This is a genomic window from Magnetospirillum sp. XM-1, assembly GCF_001511835.1.
GTDB lineage: Bacteria > Pseudomonadota > Alphaproteobacteria > Rhodospirillales > Magnetospirillaceae > Phaeospirillum.
In genome coordinates, this window is record NZ_LN997848.1 from 243,792 (window position 1) to 259,894 (window position 16,103).

A 16,103-nucleotide genomic window follows, 5' to 3' on the forward strand; every position below is an offset into this window, starting at 1 on the left:
GGACATGCCCACCCCCAAGGTCAAATTCCCCGAAAGCGCCGCCAAGGGCGAGATCATCGAGATCAAGACCCTGATCGACCACGACATGGAATCGGGACAGCGCAAGGACATGAACGGCGTGCTGCTGCCGCGCCGGATCATCAACCGCTTCACCTGCGCGCTCAACGGCCGCATCGTGTTCGCGGCCGACCTTCATCCGGGCATCTCGGCCAATCCGGGATTGAGCTTCTTCATCACCGCAGCCGAAAGCGGCGCCCTGGACTTCACCTGGTTCGACGACGACGGCAGCCGCTACACCCTGTCGCGGCCGCTGACGGTGAAGTGATCACCGCCGGGCGGAAGACGGACGCGCCCGCGCCTTGATCTCCGCCCAGACGGCTTCGTGCCGGCGCTGGATCACGTCCGGGCAGGACGGCAGGAACCCCACCTTGGCCGGCCAGGGCGCCACCATTTCGGGCGCGCCGAGCACGGTCGGCGCCAGGAATTTCTCGCTGCCGCGGATCATGTTGGCATAGCCGTTGAAATTCGAATCCAGGGCGGCGTTCTCGGGCTTCAGCATGAAGGTCAGGAACTTCATGGCGTTGGCGCGGTTGGGAGGATTTTTCGGCACCACCACCACGTCGGTCCACACCAGATTGCCTTCGCGCGGATAGGCATAGGCCAGGCTGGGGCGCTTTTCCCGCGCCCGCATGGCGTCGCCGTTCCATGACACCGCTAGCACGATGGATGGGTCCGCCAGGGCCGCCATCGCCTTCTCGGCGGGCACCAGCCGGTTGCGGGCCAGCAGCGGCTCGAGCAGGCGGGCGGCCTTTTCCAGCTTGCCCTCGTCGTCGGCGCAGCGCGCCTCGCCCGCATAGATCAGCGCCAGCTGGACCATGTCGCCCTCGTCCAGCAGGGCGATGCGGCCGTCCACCTCGGGCGGCGGCTCGAACAGCAGACGCAGCGAATCGATGTCGCCGCGATGGATGGAGGTGTCCACCGCGAAGGCGGTGGTCCCCCACTGATGGGGAATGGTGTACTCGTTGCGCGGATCGAACGAGCGCGACCGCCAGGGGTCCTCGACGTTCCAGAAGCCGTTCAGGCGGTCGGCCAGCACCCGCTCGATCAGCCCGCCCCCGATCAGCCCGCCCACGTGGTAATCGGGAAAGAAGGCGATGTCGAAGCCCGAGCGGCCGCCCTGCAGGCGGCTGCTCACCTGATCGTGGTCGGCCACCACGGTGAGCGCCACGCTGATTCCGGTTTCGCGTTCGAACTTGCGCAGCAATTCGGGCGACAGATAGGACGACCGGGTCAGAACCCGCAACTCGCTGGCCATGGCCCCGGTGGCCGCCACCAGGAGCAGAACGGCGAGCAGGAGCGCCCGGGCTCGCATCACCCGCCGTTCCCGTTGCGCCCCATGCCGACGGGCGGCCGCGGCAACGCCAGGTCCTCGGCGCGGCGCATGAAGGCGCCCAGGCGGGCCGCGACCCTTCGGTTGATGGAGCCGGTCGGAAACTTGCCGTCGGCGTCGCGTTCGCCGGCCGGCACCCCGGTCAGCAGCGTCATGCCCTGGTCGACGGTTTCCACCGGATAGACGGAGAACAGGCCGGCCCTGGCGGCCTCGACCACGTCCTCGCGCAGCATCAGGTGCCGAACATTGGCGGCGGGAATCAGCACGCCGTGGCTGCCGTCCAGCCCCCTGGCCCGGCACAGGTCGAAGAAGCCCTCGATCTTCTCGTTGACCCCGCCGATGGCCTGGATGCGCCCGAACTGGTCGATGGAGCCGGTCACCGCCAGATTCTGGCGGATGGGCAGGTCGGCCAGGGCCGACAACAGGGCGTAAAGCTCGGTGGACGAGGCCGAATCGCCTTCGATGCCACCGTAGGATTGCTCGAACACCAGGGTGGCCGACAGCGCCATGGGCAACTCGGTGGCATAGCGCGACGCCAGATAGGACGACAGGATCATCACCCCCTTGCCATGGATGGGGCCGCCCAGCTGGACCTCGCGCTCGATATCCACCACGTCGCCCTTGCCGAAGCGCACCCTGGCCGTCACGCGGGTGGGACGGCCGAAGGAGAAGCGTCCCAGCTCAAGCACCGCCAGACCGTTGATCTGGCCCACCGCCTCGCCCTCGGTATTGATGTGGACGGTGCCGGCCAGCATTTCCTCCTGGACGTTGTCGCGCACCCGGTCCAGGCGGCGCACCGAGGCCGCCACCGCGCGGGCCACATGGGCGGCGGACACGTGGGCGGCGCCATCCTCGCCTGCCCAGTAATCGGCCTCGCGCACCAGATCGGCCAGGCTGGCCATGTGGGTGGACAGCCGCGAGGAATCGCCCACCTCGCGCGAGGCCTGCTCGACGATGCGGGCCACGGCGCCGCGTTCGAGCGGCCTTAAGCCCTCCTTGCGGGCAAGTCCGGCCACCGAGCGGGCCAGCAGGACGGTATTGGCCTCGCTTCTGTCCATGCGCCAGTCGAAATCCGCCGAGACCTTGAACAGCTCGCTGAATTCCGGGTCGTTGTGGCTGAGCAGGTAGTACAGCATGGGGTCGCCGACCAGCACCACCTTCACGTCCAAGGGAATGGGCTGGGGCTCCAGCGACAGGGTGCTGATCAGGCCCATGGCCTGGCCCGGGGATTCGATGCGGATCTCGCGATCCCGAAGCGCCCGCTTCAGATCCTCCCAGGCGAAGGGATGCATCAGCAGCTTCAGCGCGTCCAGCACCAGATAGCCGCCATTGGCCCGATGCAGGCTGCCCGCCTTGATCAGGTTGAAATCGGTGATCAGGGTGCCGTACTGGGCGATGTGCTCCACCCGGCCGATGATGTTGGGCTGGGTGGGATAGGTTTCCATCACCACCGGCGCGCCGGTCTCGCCCTCGCGGCAGACCAGGACGTTGACCCGGTATTTGCGGAAACGGCCGTCGGGGCCGCGCGGGCGACCTTCCCGGCGTTCCGCGTCATCGGCTTCGGGCAGGAAATCCTGGGCGTTGAGCGCCACGTCGCCGGCCACCTCGTCGAGATAGGCCAGCACCTCGGGCAGGTCGGCCCAGTCGCCCTTGAGGTCGTCCATCAGATGGGCGATGGCGTGGCCGACGGCCTCGCGCTCCAGCTCACGCAGACGGGTCCGCGTGTCACGCTCCCAGCGCGGCACCTGCTTGATGGTGGATTCCAGGCGCTCCTGCAGCCGCTCCATCTCGGCCCGCAGCCGGGTCTGGACCTCGTCCGGCAATTGCTTGAACTCGTCGGGCGGCAGCACCTCGTCGCCCTTGGACGGCGCCAGACCCAGCCCCATGGGGGTGCGGATCAGGGCGATGCCGTGGGCTTCGGCGTCTTGCTGGATGGCGGAAAAGGCCTCTTCCCGCTGCTGCTTGGCTTCGGTCTCCACCATCTGGCGGCGCGCCCGGTACTCCTCGGCCTCGAAGGCGGCCGGCAGGGCGTGGCCCAGCTCTTCCACCAGATGGGCCATGTCGCGCTCCAGCGCCCGGGCCCGCCCGGCGGGCAGGCGCAGCGCCCGCGGCCGGGCGGCCTCGGCGAAATTCTCCACATAGCCCCAGTCGTCGGAGGGCGGACGGGCGGCGGCGGCCTCGCGCAGATGTCCGAGGATCAAGTTGCGCCGCCCGGTTCCCTCCTCGCCCAGGGCGAACAGGTTGAAGCCGCGATGGCGCATGCCGATGGCGAAGCGGATCGCCTCGACGGCGCGGTCCTGGCCCAGTGCCGGCCCGGGCTCGTCAGCCTCGTCGGGCAGGTCGGCGGTGGTGGCGAAGTCGAAGAGCGCCGGGTCGCACACCCGGTAAAGGGCTTCGGGCGACAACGGAACGGGGTGGGCGGCAGGCTTGCGTTTACTCACGCTTCATCCTCGATGCGCTGCATGTCGTCGTCGGACAGGCCGAAATGATGACCGATCTCGTGAATCAGCACGTGCTTGACCAGGGTGGACAGGTCCTCGCCCGTCTCGCACCAATAGTCCAGGATGGGCCGGCGATAGAGGAAGATCATGTCCACGTCGCCCGGCGCGCCGCCGAAGGCGTGGATGTCCATGGCCGATCCGCGATACAGCCCCAGCAGGTCGAAGGGGCTTTCCAGGTCCATCTCGCGCTCCACCTCCTCGTCGGGGAAGTCATCGACGCGGATCACCACGTCGGCGGCGTAGCGGCGCAATTCCTCGGGAATGTCGGCGAAGGCGGCCTGGGCGATGGTCTCCAGGTCGGCCAGGCCGGGTGGGGTGCTGTGGTGGGGCATCACTCTGCTCATGATCTTTAAGAATCTACCCTGTCCTTGCGGCCCGCACCAGGGGTCCCCACTCTCTGAGACAGACTTCCGGCGAGGTGCCTCGATGAGCGCGAAACTGACGGCGGACGACAGGGCCCGCGCCCTGGCGGAACTGAGCGGCTGGAGCGAGGCGGAGGGGCGCGACGCCATCCGGCGCACCCTGCGCTTCGCCGATTTCGGCGAAGCCTTCGGCTTCATGGCCCGGGTGGCCCTGGCCGCCGAGAAGATGAATCACCATCCCGAATGGTTCAATGTCTGGAATCGGGTCGACATCACCTTGTCCACCCACGATGCCGGCGGCGTGACGCGCAAGGACATCGACCTGGCCCGGGCCATCGACGCGGCGGCGGGCGGGGCCAAACCGGGCTGAAGCGACGCCTTGAACGCGAAAGGCCGGGACATGGCCCCGGCCTTGGCGATCAGCGTCGTTCCCGCAGGGCTCAGTTGGCCTTGCTGTTCGCCTGCAGTTCGGCGACCTTGGTGCGCATGGCGCCCAACAGCCCGTCGATCTTGCCGCCATTGGCCTGGATCACCGACGAATATTCGTTGCGGTAGGTGATGGCCATGGAGGCGCCCTCGACCACCAGGTCGACGACGCGAAGGTCGGCCTCGCCCTTCCGCAGCTTCCACTGCAGATTGATCGGGCTCTGGTGGTCGCGCTCCACCTTGGACTCGACGACGATGGCGCGCTCGCCATCGGAGACGGCGCCGGTCACCACATGGCGCAGGTCGCCGCCGTAATCCTTGAAGCGGGTCGCCCAGGTCAGCACCACGATGTCCTCGAAGGCCCTCAGGAATTCCTGCTGCTGCTCCGGGGTGGCGGCGCGCCAGTGGCGGCCCAGCACGAACTTGCCGATCTCAGGCAAGTCGACGTCGGTGGTGAACTGGGTGCGGAAGCGCTGATTGCGCTCGACATCGGATATTCCCTTGGCGGTCATGGTCTCCATGGCCTTGCCGGCCAGTTGGGAGACGAAGACCTTGGGGTCGGCCTCGGCGGCGGCAATGGGATTGAAGGCGAGGCCGAGAAACAGCCCTGCCAGCACGGCGAGAAGGAAACGACGGGAAATCATTGTTTTGTCCGGCCTATGGATTGTCACTGCGCCGACTGGGAAAGCTCTTCGGACTTGGAGGTGCCCGACAGCCCCGGAGCCGGGATCTTCTCTCCGCCGCCGCGGCCGTTCTTGATCTCGGAGGCGCGATGCTGGCGATAGAGCGAGCGCAGCGAGGCATAGTAGTCCAGCGACGTCCGCTCGATCTCGTCCAAAGTGTCGATCAGCGCCTCGCGCTTGTCCAGGCCGGTCATGCCCATGCGGGTATAGGAGATGTATTCCTTGCCGATATTGGCCATGGCCAGGTCGAAGGGATCGGCGAAGATCTCGGCCACCAGACCGGCGGTGTCGCGGGGATTGGACGGCCCGAAGATGGGCAGCATCAGGAAGGGGCCTTCGCCCACGCCCCACACCGCCAGGGTCTGGCCCAGGTCTTCCTCGTGCGGGGGGATGCCCGCCGGGGTGGCGATGTCGATGAAGCCGGCCAGGCCGAAGGTGCTGTTGAGCATGGCGCGGAAGAAGGTCTGCACCGCGCGGTCCGTCTCGCCCTGCAGCACGTCGTTGGCGAAGGTCAACGGGCTGTTCAGGTTGCTCAGGATGTTGTGCACGCGCTCGCGCCCGAATTTCGGCATCACGGCGCGATAGCCCTCGGCGGCCGGCTTGATGGCGTATTTGTCGGCGGCGCGGTTGAAGTCGAAGATCGCCCGGTTCATGGGCTCCAGCGGGTCGTTGACCTGCTCCCATTCGGCGACGGCTTCCTTGTCGTCGGCCGGGGGCGGCGTGGCGCAGCCAGCCACCAGTGCCAGAGCAAGCACGGGGGCGACGAGGCGGGCGATGGTCCGGCGCGAGGCGTTCATGGCTGCGTACCTTCTGTACCTTCGGTCTCAGGGATATGGGCGCGCCGGGGCGCCGCCCATTGTCGGGAGCCCCTCGCCCCCAATATTCCGAGGTATCATAGTCCCGACCTAATGGCTAGAGGGGAAAGGGAAAATCACGCTCCTGACTCGGCTTCCTGTGGCAATTGCGCATCATGGAGCAAACACCTTATGCCCATGCTGCCGCCGGGGACATTCAGCACTTCATATCCGCATAAAGATATGTTTATATGTTTTCGAGATGACAATGGGAGCCCCTGTGGTGGACACCTTGCTGACGGGATTGCGCGCCGCCGCCGAGCCGACCAGGCTTCGACTGCTGCACCTGCTCGCCCAGGGCGAACTGACCGTCACCGAGATCACCCAGATCCTGGGCCAGAGCCAGCCGCGCGTGTCGCGCCACCTGAAGCTGATGTGCGAGGCCGGGCTGCTCGACCGTTTCCCCGAGGGCGCCTGGGTGTTCTACCGCCTGGCGGCCAAGGGGCGCGGCGGGGCGGTGGCGCGGCGCCTTCTGGAACTGCTGCCCGAGGGCGACCAGACCCTGGCGCTGGACGAGCAGCGGCTGTCGGCCATCCGCGCCGTGCGCGCCGACCGGGCCCAGGCCTATTTCCGCGACAACGCGTCGCGCTGGAACGAGATCCGCTCGCTTCAGGTGGACGAGGCCGAGGTGGAAAAGGCCCTGCTGGCCGTCTTCGCCGGGCGGAGAATCCATGATCTGGTGGACATGGGCACCGGCACCGGTCGCGTGCTGGAAGTCCTCGGCCCCCATGTGGAGCGCGCCGTCGGCATCGACCTTTCGCGCGAAATGCTTTCGGTGGCCCGCACCAATCTGGAACGCCTCTCCTTGAGCAATTGCATGGTGCGCCAGGGCGACATCGCCCAGCTGCCCCTGCCCGCCGCAGCCGCCGACGCGGTGACCATCCATCAGGTGCTGCACTACGCCACCGACCCCGCCGCCCTGGTGGCCGAGGCCGCCCGGGTGCTGGAGCCCGGCGGCAGGCTGGCCCTGGTCGACTTCGCCCCCCATGGCGAGGAGGCCTTGCGCGACCAGCACGCCCACCGCCGCCTCGGCTTCGAGGATGCCGAGGTGGAAGGCTGGCTCAGGGTCGCCGGACTGGAGCCGGGTCCCGTCTCCCGCCTGCCCGGCAAGCCCTTGACCGTGGTGGTCTGGACCGCCGACAAACCCCATTTGCACACCAAGTCCACAGGAGCGATCCGTTGAGTCTCCCCCGTTCCGAGCTGCCCATCGCCGCCGCCAGCCGCAAGCCGGTCAGCGTCTCGTTCGAGTTCTTTCCGCCCAAGACCGACAAGATGCAGCAATCGCTGTGGGAATGCATCGAGCGGCTGGCTCCGCTGGCCCCCCAGTTCGTCTCGGTGACCTATGGCGCCGGCGGCACCACGCGCGAACGCACCCACGAGACCGTGGTGCGCATCGCCCGCGAGACGGCATTGAAGCCCGCCGCCCATCTGACCTGCGTCGGCCATGCCAAGGGCGAGGTGGACGACATCGCCCGGCGCTACTGGGACGAGGGCATCCGCCATATCGTGGCTCTTCGGGGCGACATGCCCGACGGCCAGGCCTATGTCGCCCATCCCCAGGGCTACGCCTACGCCGCCGATCTGGTGGAAGGCTTGAAGCGCATCGCCGATTTCGAGATCTCGGTGGCCGCCTACCCCGAGAAGCACCCCGACGCCCCCTCGGCACAGTTCGATCTCGACAACCTGAAGCGCAAGGTCGACGCGGGCGCCAACCGGGCCATCAGCCAGTATTTCTTCGATCCGGCGGTGTTCCTGGCCTTCCGCGAGAAGGCGGCCAAGGCCGGCATCTCCGTGCCCATCCTGCCCGGCATCCTGCCGGTGACCAATTTCGCCCAGGTGCAGAAATTCTCGGCCGCCTGCGGCGCCAGCATTCCCGGCTGGATGGCCGATCTGTTCCAGGGCCTGGACGACGATCCCGAGACGCGGCGCCTGGTGGCCGCCACCATGGCCGCCGAGCAATGCCGGATCCTCGCCGCCGAGGGGGTGGAGCAGTTCCACTTCTACACGCTGAACCGCGCCGACCTCGCCTATGCCATCAGCCACATCCTGGGCGTTCGGCCGAAGGCGGCCGACTAATTTTTCTCGTCATCGCCGGGCTTGACCCGGCGATCCATGGATGCCCGGATCAAGTCCGGGCATGACGGCTTCAAAGGAACGACCGATGACCAACATTCTCGACCATCTCTCAAGCCGCGTTCTTCTCTGCGACGGCGGCACCGGGGCCCTGGTGCAGGCCATGAACCTCAACGTGGAGAAGGATTTCCTGGGCCTCGAGAACTGCACCGAGATCCTGGTCAAGTCACGCCCCGACGTGATCCGCTCCATCCACGAGCGCTATTTCGAGGCCGGCGCCGACATGGTGGAGGCCGACACCTTCGGCGCCTCGCCCATCACGCTGGCCGAGTTCGGCATCGCCGAGCGGGCGCACGAGTTGAACCAGGCCGCCATCGAGCTGGCCTGGGAAGCGGCCGAGCGTTTCAAGGGTGACGGCCGCACGCGCTTCGTGCTGGGCGCCATCGGGCCGGGCACCAAACTGCCGAGCCTGGGCCATATCGGCTATGACGAGTTGGAGGCCGCCTACGTCATCCAGGCGGCGGGCCAGATCGCCGGCGGCGTGTCGGCCTTCCTGGTGGAGACCTGCCAGGACCCCCTGCAGATCAAGGCCGCCGTCAACGGCTGCAAGATCGCCAACGCCGCCGCCGGCACCGACGTCCCCGTCTTCGTCCAGGTGACGGTGGAGACCACCGGCACCCTGCTGGTGGGCGCCGACATCGCGGCCGCCGCCACGGTGGTGCAGTCGCTCGGCGTGCCGCTGATGGGGCTGAACTGCGCCGCCGGCCCGCAGGAGATGGGCGAGCACTTCAAATGGCTGGTCGACAACTGGACCGGCTTCGTCTCCATCCAGCCCAATGCCGGCCTGCCCGAACTGGTGGACGGCCAGACCCGCTATCCTCTGCTGCCTGAAGAGCTGGCCATCTGGCACGAGCGTTTCGTCGCCGCCGGCGCCAATCTGCTGGGCGGCTGCTGCGGCACCACGCCGCCGCACATCGCGGCCACCAACGAGATGCTGAAGCGCATCGGCAACGGCTCGCGCCCCAGCCCGGTGAAGCGTTCCGTCCATTGGGTGCCCTCGGTGGCGTCGCTCTACACCCAGGTGCCGCTTAAGCAGGAGAACGCCTTCCTGTCCATCGGCGAGCGCTGCAACGCCAACGGCTCGAAGAAGTTCCGCGACCTGCAGGATGCCGAGGACTGGGACGGCATCACCGCCATCGCCCGCGAGCAGGTCAAGGAGGGCAGCCATACGCTGGACGTCTGCACCGCCTTCGTCGGCCGCAACGAAGTGGCCGACATGACCGAGGTGGTGACCCGTCTGCGTGGCGCAGTCACCACGCCGCTGGTGATCGATTCCACCGAACTGCCGGTGCTGGAAGCCGGCCTCAAGCTCTATGGCGGCAAGGCCATCCTCAATTCCATCAATTTCGAGAACGGCGAGAAGGATGCCGCCGACCGCCTGAAGCTGGCCCGCAAGTTCGGCGCCGCCGTGGTGGCGCTCACCATCGACGAGGACGGCATGGCCAAGGACGCGGCCGCCAAGCTGCGCGTCGCCAAGCGCCTTTACGACTTCGCGGTGAACAAGCACGGCTTGGCCCCCTCCGACCTGCTGTTCGACCCGCTGACCTTCACCATCTGCACCGGCAACGAGGACGACCGCAAGCTGGCGGTGGAGACCCTGGACGCCATCGAGGCCATCACCCGCGAGATGCCCGAATGCGGCATCGTGCTGGGCCTGTCCAACGTCTCGTTCGGCCTCAAACCCGCAGCACGCCAGGTGCTGAACTCGGTGTTCATCGACCACGCCATCAAGCGCGGCATGACCGGGGCCATCGTCCACGTCTCCAAGATCGTGCCGCTGCACACCCTGCCCGAGGAAGAGGTCAAGGCCGCCGAGGATTTGATCTACGACCGCGATCCGCAGGCGCTGTCCCGCTACATCGCCCTGTTCGGCGACCGCAAGGCCGCCGAGGTCAAGAAGGAACGCCCGGCCAAGGCCGAGGATCGGTTGAAGCAGCGCATCATCGACGGCGACCGCACCGGGCTGGAGGACGACCTCGCCCAGGTGATGGCCGAGGGCTGGAAGCCCTTGGACATCATCAACACCCTGCTGCTGGACGGCATGAAGGTGGTGGGCGAGCTGTTCGGCTCGGGCAAGATGCAGTTGCCCTTCGTGCTGCAATCGGCCGAGACCATGAAGGCCTCGGTCGCCTTCCTCGAGCCCCACATGGAAAAGGCCGAGGGCCAACAGAAGGCCACCATGGTGCTGGCCACGGTGAAGGGCGACGTCCACGACATCGGCAAGAACCTGGTGGACATCATCCTCACCAACAACGGCTACAAGGTGATCAACATCGGCATCAAGCAGCCGGTGGCCGAGATCATCAAGGCCGCCAAGGAGCACAAGGCCGACGCCATCGGCATGTCCGGCCTGCTGGTCAAGTCCACGGTGATCATGCGCGAGAATCTGGAAGAGATGACCGCCGCCGGTCTCGACGTGCCCGTGCTGCTGGGCGGTGCGGCGCTCACCCGCAAATACGTGGAGGAGGATTGCGTCAAGGCCTACGGCTCGGGCCGGGTGGCCTATGCCAGGGACGCCTTCGACGGCCTGGACCTGATGTCCAAGGTGGCGGACAAGTCCTTCGACGACCACGTGGCGGCCAAGGCGGCCAATCCGCACCGCCCCGGCTCTCCCAGCCGCACCCTGGGCGAGGCGGCCCAGCCCGCCACCCGTCCGGTGGACTGGGACGAGATCAACTTGCGCCGCGCCGAACTTCACAAGGATGTTCCCGCCCCCGTGCCGCCGTTCTGGGGGGCGCGGGTGATCGAATCCACCTATCTGCAGAACCTGATCCCCTTCCTCAACGAGACCATGCTCTACCAGTTCCACTGGGGCTACCGGAAGCAGGGCAAGTCCCTCGATGAGTTCAAGACCTGGGCGCACAAGGAAATCCGCCCCATCGCCATGGACATGCTCAAGCGCTGCGCCAAGGAAGAGATTCTGCGGCCCCAGGCGGTCTACGGCTACTGGAAGGCGGCGTCGGACGGCGATTGCGTGGTGCTGTTCGCCGAGGACGGCAAGACCGAGGTCGCCCGCTTCCCCTTCCCGCGCCAGGCCAAGGAGGGGGGCCTGTGCATCGCCGACTTCTTCCGGCCCGTGTCCGACCCGGTCCGCGACGTCATCGGCCTGCAGGTGGTGACCATGGGCAAGCGCGCCACCGAGGTGGCCCAGGACTGGTTCAAGGCCGACAAGTACCAGGACTACCTCTACCTGCACGGCCTGTCGGTGGAGATGGCCGAGGCCATGGCGGAATACGTCCACAAGCGCATCCGCTCGGAACTGGGCTTCGCCGCCGAGGACGCCGCCGACATGGACAAGCTGTTGAAGCAGAACTATCGCGGCTCGCGCTTCTCGTTCGGCTATCCCGCCTGCCCGCGCGTCGAGGACCAGACCCAGCTGCTGGCCCTGCTGGGCGCCGAGCGCATCGGCGTGACGCTCTCCGAGGAATTCCAGCTCGAGCCCGAGCAGAGCACCTCGGCCATCGTCACCGTCCATCCGCAGGCCAAGTACTTCAGCGTGTAAACACCGTCCGGGGGAGGTGAAGGAAATTCCTTTGACCTCCCCCGCCCCTCGGGCTGGAATGGCGACCAAACCACTTTTGGGGAGAGGTCCATGTCGTTTGCGTCCCTGGCCCGCGCAGCCCTAACCGGCGCCGCCCTGCTTCTCGCCGCCGCCCTGCCGGCACACGCCGAAACCCCCGCCCAGAAGGGCGATCAGGTGGGCGGCTGGCACCGCTTCAAGCTGGGCGGCTTCGAGGTCACCGCGCTCTACGACGGCTATATCGACCTGCCCCAGAAGGTGATGCTCAACATCAGCGCCAAGACCACGGAAGAGCTGCTGCGGCGCATGTTCGTGGATTACGGCAAGGGCATCCAGACGGCGGTCAACGCCTATCTCGTCCATACCGGCACCAGGCTGGTGCTGGTGGATGCGGGCACCGCCAAGGCCTTCGGCCCGACGCTGGGCTTCATTCCCGACAACATCCGCGCCGCCGGCTACGACCCCGCCCAGGTAGACGCGGTGCTGCTGACCCATCTGCATCCCGACCACGCCGCCGGATTGCTGGGGGCCGACGGCAAGCCCGCCTTCCCCAACGCCGAAATCTGGGTCGCCAAGGCCGAGGCCGATTTCTGGCTGGACGAGGCCGTCGCCGCCAAGATGCCCGAAGCCAACCGGGTGTTCTTCAAGATGGCCCGCGACGCGGTGGCGCCCTACAAGGCGGCGGGCAAGCTGCACGCCATCAGCGGTCAGGTGGGCCTGCCCGCCGGCATCGCGGCGGTGGACACCAATGGCCACACGCCGGGCCACACCTCCTACCTGCTGACCTCCCAGGGCCAGAGCCTCCTGGTGCTGGGCGATCTGGTCCATAACCACGCGGTGCAGTTCGCCCACCCCGAGGTCGCCTTCGAATACGACAGCGACAGGGTCCAGGCGGTGAAGACCCGCAAGAAGGTGTTCGCCGACGCGGCCAAGCAGAGGCTGTGGGTGGCCGGCGCCCATCTGCCCTTCCCCGGCATCGGCCATGTGCGCGCCGAGGGCAAGGCCTTCGCCTGGGTGCCGCTGGAATACTCGCCGCTGCGCAAAGATCGCTGAGAAAACACGATGGGAGCGGCGGGTCGCTTAAATCCGTTGACCCGCCCTCCGCACCCGCTATGATCCCGCCACCATTCTTGCGGTGCCCCAGTGGCGGAATGGTAGACGCGGCAGACTCAAAATCTGTTGCCGGCAACGGCGTGCTGGTTCGAGTCCGGCCTGGGGCACCAACGAATTCAAGCTTCTCCAGCTTTTGCAACTGGCCGCCGATTGGGTGACAATGTCCGCCCGATCCGAGAAGGCACCCCCATGACCCCTCCGGTCTTCACCATTCCGCCCGGCGCGGCGTTCGTCGATACCCTGGCGGCCCATCTGCTGGCCGAGGCGGGGGACGATCCGCTGGCCCTGGCCGACATGGAGATCCTGCTGCCGACCCGTCGCGCCTGCCGGGCCATGAGCGACGCCTTCCTGCGCCTGTCGGGCGGGCGGCCTTTGCTGCTGCCCCGCCTGCGCCCCCTGGGCGACATGGACGAGGAGGAGATGGAGCTGTCGGGGGCCGATCCCCTGGACCTGCCCCCGGCGGTCAGCCCCACCGAGCGGGTGCTGATCCTGGCCCGCCTGATCCTGACGGCCGCCAAGGCCCAGAAGGGACATGTGCCCAGTCCCGACCAGGCGGTGCGGCTGGCCTCGGAACTGGCCAAGCTGCTGGACGCCGTGCAGGTGGAGCGCCTGGACTTCGCCGCCCTGGCCCGATTGGTGCCCGAGGATTACGCCAGCCATTGGCAGCTGACGCTGGACTTCCTCAAGATTCTCACCGAAGCCTGGCCCAAGATCCTGGCCGAGCGCGGCGTGCTCGACCCCGAGGATCGCCTCAACCGGGTGATGGCGGCCCAGATCGAGGCGTGGCGGGCCAAGCCCCCCGCCCACAAGGTGGTCGCCGCCGGCTCCACCGGCTCGCGGCCCGCCACCGCCGACCTGCTGGCGGCGGTGGCGGCGCTGCCCGCCGGCCGGGTGGTGCTGGCCGGGCTGGACCGCGACATGGACGAGGAATCCTGGGCGGCGCTCGATCCCGCCCATCCGCAATACGGCCTGAAGGCCCTGCTGGCCCGCCTGGGGGTGGAGCGCCGCCGGGTGCGCCCGCTCACCTCCGACGTGGATTTGCGCCAGGAAAGGGTGCGCCTGCTGGCCGAGGCCATGCGCCCGGCCGCCACCTGCGAGGCGTGGCGCGACCTGCCCGCCCTCGACGCCCGGGTGCTGGACGGCGTCTGGCGCCTGGACGCCCCCACGCCCCGCGAAGAGGCGGGCGCCATTGCCCTGATGATGCGCCGCGAGCTGGACCGCGAGGGCCATACCTGCGCCCTGGTCACCCCCGATCGCGGGCTGGCCCGGCGGGTGGCGGGCGAGTTGGAGCGCTGGGGCATCCGCGTCGACGATTCCGCCGGACGGCCCCTGGGACTGACCGAGCCGGGCGGTTTCCTGCGCCTGGCCGTCGCCATGGTGGCCGAGGAGTTCGCACCCCAGCCGCTGCTGGCCTGCCTGAAGCATCCCCTGGCCGCCGGGGGCATGGAAAGCGGCGCGTTCCGCGCCCAGGTCCGCCGGCTGGAACGGCTGGTGCTGCGCGGCCCCCGCCCGGCGCCGGGCGTGGCCGGGCTGCGGCAAGTGGTGAAGGAGCCGCGCCTCGCCTCGTGGCTGGCCGATCTGGAGACCATGGCGGCGCCGCTGGCCGATTGTCTGGCGGCCGAGAACGCCTCCCTCGCCGAAGTGCTGCGCGCCCATATGGAATTCGCCGAGTGGCTGGCCGGCGACGACCAATTGCCCGGCCCGGCCCGGCTGTGGCGGGGCGAGGCGGGCGAGGCCGCCGCCCGCTTCGCCGCCGACCTGGCCGCCGCCGCGCCCGCCCTGGGGGAACTGGCGGGGCGCTGCTATCCCGCCCTGTTCGACGAGGTCATGGCCGGAGTGGCGGTGCGCTCGGCCTGGGACCACCATCCCCGCCTGTTCATCTGGGGGCCGCTGGAGGCCCGCCTGCAGCATGCCGACCTGCTGATCCTGGGCGGGCTCAACGAGGGCACCTGGCCCGCCCCGCCCGAGGCCGATCCGTGGATGAGCCGTCCCATGCGCGCCGCCTTCGGCCTTGCGCCCCCGGAACGCCGCATCGGTCTGGCCGCCCACGATTTCGCCCAGGGGGCGGCGGCGCCCCAGGTGGTGCTGAGCCGCTCGGCCCGCGTCGACGGCACGCCCACCGTGCCGTCGCGCTGGCTGATGCGGCTTGACGCGGTGATGGCGGGCTCGAACCTCGCCTTCGACCAGGATGCCGGCCAGTGGCTGGACTGGCACGCCCAGCTCGACCGCCCCGGCTCGTGGAAGCGGCCAGAGATCCCCGCCCCCGCCCCGCCGGTGTCAGCGCGGCCCCGGCGGCTGTCGGTCACCGAGATCGAGACCTGGATGCGCGATCCCTACGCCATCTATGCCAAGCACGTGCTGCGCCTCAAGGCGCTGGACCCCATCGACGCCGATCCCGGCGCGGCGGAATACGGCAGCATGGTCCACGAGGCCTTGGAGGCCTTTCTCAAGGCCTGGCCGCGCGAGCTTCCCGCCGACCCCGAGGCCGAATTGCTGCGCGTCGGCCGCCAAGTGTTCGAGGCCAAGGCGCTCTCGCCCGCCCTGTGGGCCTTCTGGTGGCCGCGCTTCCAGTCGGTGGCCCGCTGGGTGGCCGCCAAGGAGCGGGGCCGCCGCCACGGCGTGGCCCGGGTCCATGCCGAGACGGGAGGCGCGCTGGAAATCGCCGCGCCGGGCGGCCCCTTCACGCTCACCGCCAAGGCCGACCGTATCGACGAGATGGCCGACGGAACCCTGGCGCTGATCGACTACAAGACCGGCACGCCGCCCCGCGCCCGCGAAGTGGCGGCCGGCTTCGCGCCGCAATTGCCGCTGGAAGCGGTGATCGCCCGCCACGGCGGCTTCGGCGGCATTGCCGCCGCTCCGGTCTCCGACCTCCTGTACTGGCATCTCAAGGGAGGAACGGCAGGCGGCGAGGAACGGCAGGCGGGCGGCGACGCCGCCACCCTGGCCGACGAGGCGCTGGAAGGCCTGCACGCCCTGGTCGCGGTGTTCGACGATCCGGCCACGCCCTACGCCGCGCGGCCCCATCCCGAACATGCCCCCAAATACTCCGACTACCTGCATCTGGCCCGGGTGCGCGAATGGGCCAGCGGGGCTGAGGATTCCGAGGACTAGGCCCCCG

12 protein-coding genes and 1 tRNA gene are annotated in these 16,103 nt (G+C 68.4%); 8 read left to right on the forward strand and 5 right to left on the reverse strand.

The genetic code is table 11. The annotated features are described in order from the left end of the window. The first annotated feature begins 4 nt into the window (after window positions 1-4). Complete coding sequence (soxZ, locus tag XM1_RS01220; protein ID WP_197603100.1) at window positions 5-325, forward strand: thiosulfate oxidation carrier complex protein SoxZ; 321 nt, start codon at window positions 5-7, stop codon at window positions 323-325. Here soxZ and XM1_RS01225 read toward each other — a convergent pair whose 3' ends face one another. The 3 genes from XM1_RS01225 to XM1_RS01235 are packed head-to-tail and all read right to left on the reverse strand — an operon-like array spanning window position 326 to window position 4,223. Beyond that, window positions 326-1,372, reverse strand: a complete 1,047-nt coding sequence (locus XM1_RS01225; RefSeq protein ID WP_068428492.1) for an extracellular solute-binding protein — start codon at window positions 1,370-1,372, stop codon at window positions 326-328. Beyond that, the gene (locus XM1_RS01230) at window positions 1,372-3,831 is read right to left on the reverse strand and encodes a Lon protease family protein (protein WP_068428495.1); all 2,460 of its coding nucleotides are present in this window, start codon (window positions 3,829-3,831) and stop codon (window positions 1,372-1,374) included. The genes XM1_RS01225 and XM1_RS01230 overlap by 1 nt, the downstream gene beginning before the upstream one ends. Then, the gene (locus XM1_RS01235) at window positions 3,828-4,223 is read right to left on the reverse strand and encodes a metallopeptidase family protein (protein ID WP_068428498.1); all 396 of its coding nucleotides are present in this window, start codon (window positions 4,221-4,223) and stop codon (window positions 3,828-3,830) included. Before XM1_RS01235 ends, XM1_RS01230 begins: the two co-directional genes overlap by 4 nt. Before the next feature lie 94 nt (window positions 4,224-4,317). Here XM1_RS01235 and XM1_RS01240 point away from each other — a divergent pair, with 94 nt between their 5' ends. Beyond that, window positions 4,318-4,623 carry a 4a-hydroxytetrahydrobiopterin dehydratase gene (locus XM1_RS01240; RefSeq protein WP_068428501.1) on the forward strand — a complete coding sequence of 102 codons (306 nt, stop codon included), beginning with the start codon at window positions 4,318-4,320 and terminating at the stop codon, window positions 4,621-4,623. 70 nt (window positions 4,624-4,693) lie between these two features. Here XM1_RS01240 and XM1_RS01245 read toward each other — a convergent pair whose 3' ends face one another. Both XM1_RS01245 and XM1_RS01250 read right to left on the reverse strand, forming a co-directional pair. Then, window positions 4,694-5,323 carry a phospholipid-binding protein MlaC gene (locus XM1_RS01245; RefSeq protein ID WP_068428504.1) on the reverse strand — a complete coding sequence of 210 codons (630 nt, stop codon included), beginning with the start codon at window positions 5,321-5,323 and terminating at the stop codon, window positions 4,694-4,696. Window positions 5,324-5,346: 23 nt separating this feature from the next. Continuing rightward, window positions 5,347-6,159 carry a VacJ family lipoprotein gene (locus tag XM1_RS01250; RefSeq protein ID WP_068428507.1) on the reverse strand — a complete coding sequence of 271 codons (813 nt, stop codon included), beginning with the start codon at window positions 6,157-6,159 and terminating at the stop codon, window positions 5,347-5,349. Between the two features lie 265 nt (window positions 6,160-6,424). Between XM1_RS01250 and XM1_RS01255 the strand changes: the two genes are divergently transcribed. The 6 genes from XM1_RS01255 (at window position 6,425) to addB (ending at window position 16,096) form a co-directional block, all read left to right on the forward strand. After that, window positions 6,425-7,399, forward strand: coding sequence for a metalloregulator ArsR/SmtB family transcription factor (locus XM1_RS01255; protein ID WP_231920645.1), 975 nt, complete (start codon window positions 6,425-6,427; stop codon window positions 7,397-7,399). Beyond that, entirely contained in the window at window positions 7,396-8,292 is an 897-nt protein-coding gene (gene metF, locus XM1_RS01260; protein WP_068428510.1) for a methylenetetrahydrofolate reductase, read from the forward strand. Before XM1_RS01255 ends, metF begins: the two co-directional genes overlap by 4 nt. An 85-nt stretch (window positions 8,293-8,377) precedes the next feature. Further along, window positions 8,378-11,851, forward strand: a complete 3,474-nt coding sequence (gene metH / locus XM1_RS01265) for a methionine synthase (RefSeq protein WP_068428513.1) — start codon at window positions 8,378-8,380, stop codon at window positions 11,849-11,851. Window positions 11,852-11,941: 90 nt separating this feature from the next. Beyond that, window positions 11,942-12,922, forward strand: a complete 981-nt coding sequence (locus XM1_RS01270; RefSeq protein ID WP_068428516.1) for an MBL fold metallo-hydrolase — start codon at window positions 11,942-11,944, stop codon at window positions 12,920-12,922. An 84-nt stretch (window positions 12,923-13,006) separates the two neighbouring features. After that, window positions 13,007-13,092, forward strand: a tRNA-Leu gene (locus XM1_RS01275). A 79-nt stretch (window positions 13,093-13,171) separates the two neighbouring features. Further along, window positions 13,172-16,096, forward strand: a complete 2,925-nt coding sequence (addB, locus tag XM1_RS01280; protein WP_068428519.1) for a double-strand break repair protein AddB — start codon at window positions 13,172-13,174, stop codon at window positions 16,094-16,096. Window positions 16,097-16,103 lie beyond the last annotated feature (7 nt).

Bases quoted from the DNA above. Each gene is read 5' to 3' on its own strand.
- XM1_RS01245 (WP_068428504.1), bottom strand. From the start codon at position 5,323: ATGATTTCCCGTCGTTTCCTTCTCGCCGTGCTGGCAGGGCTGTTTCTC.
- XM1_RS01240 (WP_068428501.1), top strand. From the start codon at position 4,318: ATGAGCGCGAAACTGACGGCGGACGACAGGGCCCGCGCCCTGGCGGAA.
- XM1_RS01250 (WP_068428507.1), bottom strand. From the start codon at position 6,159: ATGAACGCCTCGCGCCGGACCATCGCCCGCCTCGTCGCCCCCGTGCTT.
- XM1_RS01255 (WP_231920645.1), top strand. From the start codon at position 6,425: ATGGGAGCCCCTGTGGTGGACACCTTGCTGACGGGATTGCGCGCCGCC.
- soxZ (WP_197603100.1), top strand. From the start codon at position 5: ATGCCCACCCCCAAGGTCAAATTCCCCGAAAGCGCCGCCAAGGGCGAG.
- XM1_RS01235 (WP_068428498.1), bottom strand. From the start codon at position 4,223: ATGCCCCACCACAGCACCCCACCCGGCCTGGCCGACCTGGAGACCATC.
- metH (WP_068428513.1), top strand. From the start codon at position 8,378: ATGACCAACATTCTCGACCATCTCTCAAGCCGCGTTCTTCTCTGCGAC.
- addB (WP_068428519.1), top strand. From the start codon at position 13,172: ATGACCCCTCCGGTCTTCACCATTCCGCCCGGCGCGGCGTTCGTCGAT.
- XM1_RS01225 (WP_068428492.1), bottom strand. From the start codon at position 1,372: ATGCGAGCCCGGGCGCTCCTGCTCGCCGTTCTGCTCCTGGTGGCGGCC.
- XM1_RS01270 (WP_068428516.1), top strand. From the start codon at position 11,942: ATGTCGTTTGCGTCCCTGGCCCGCGCAGCCCTAACCGGCGCCGCCCTG.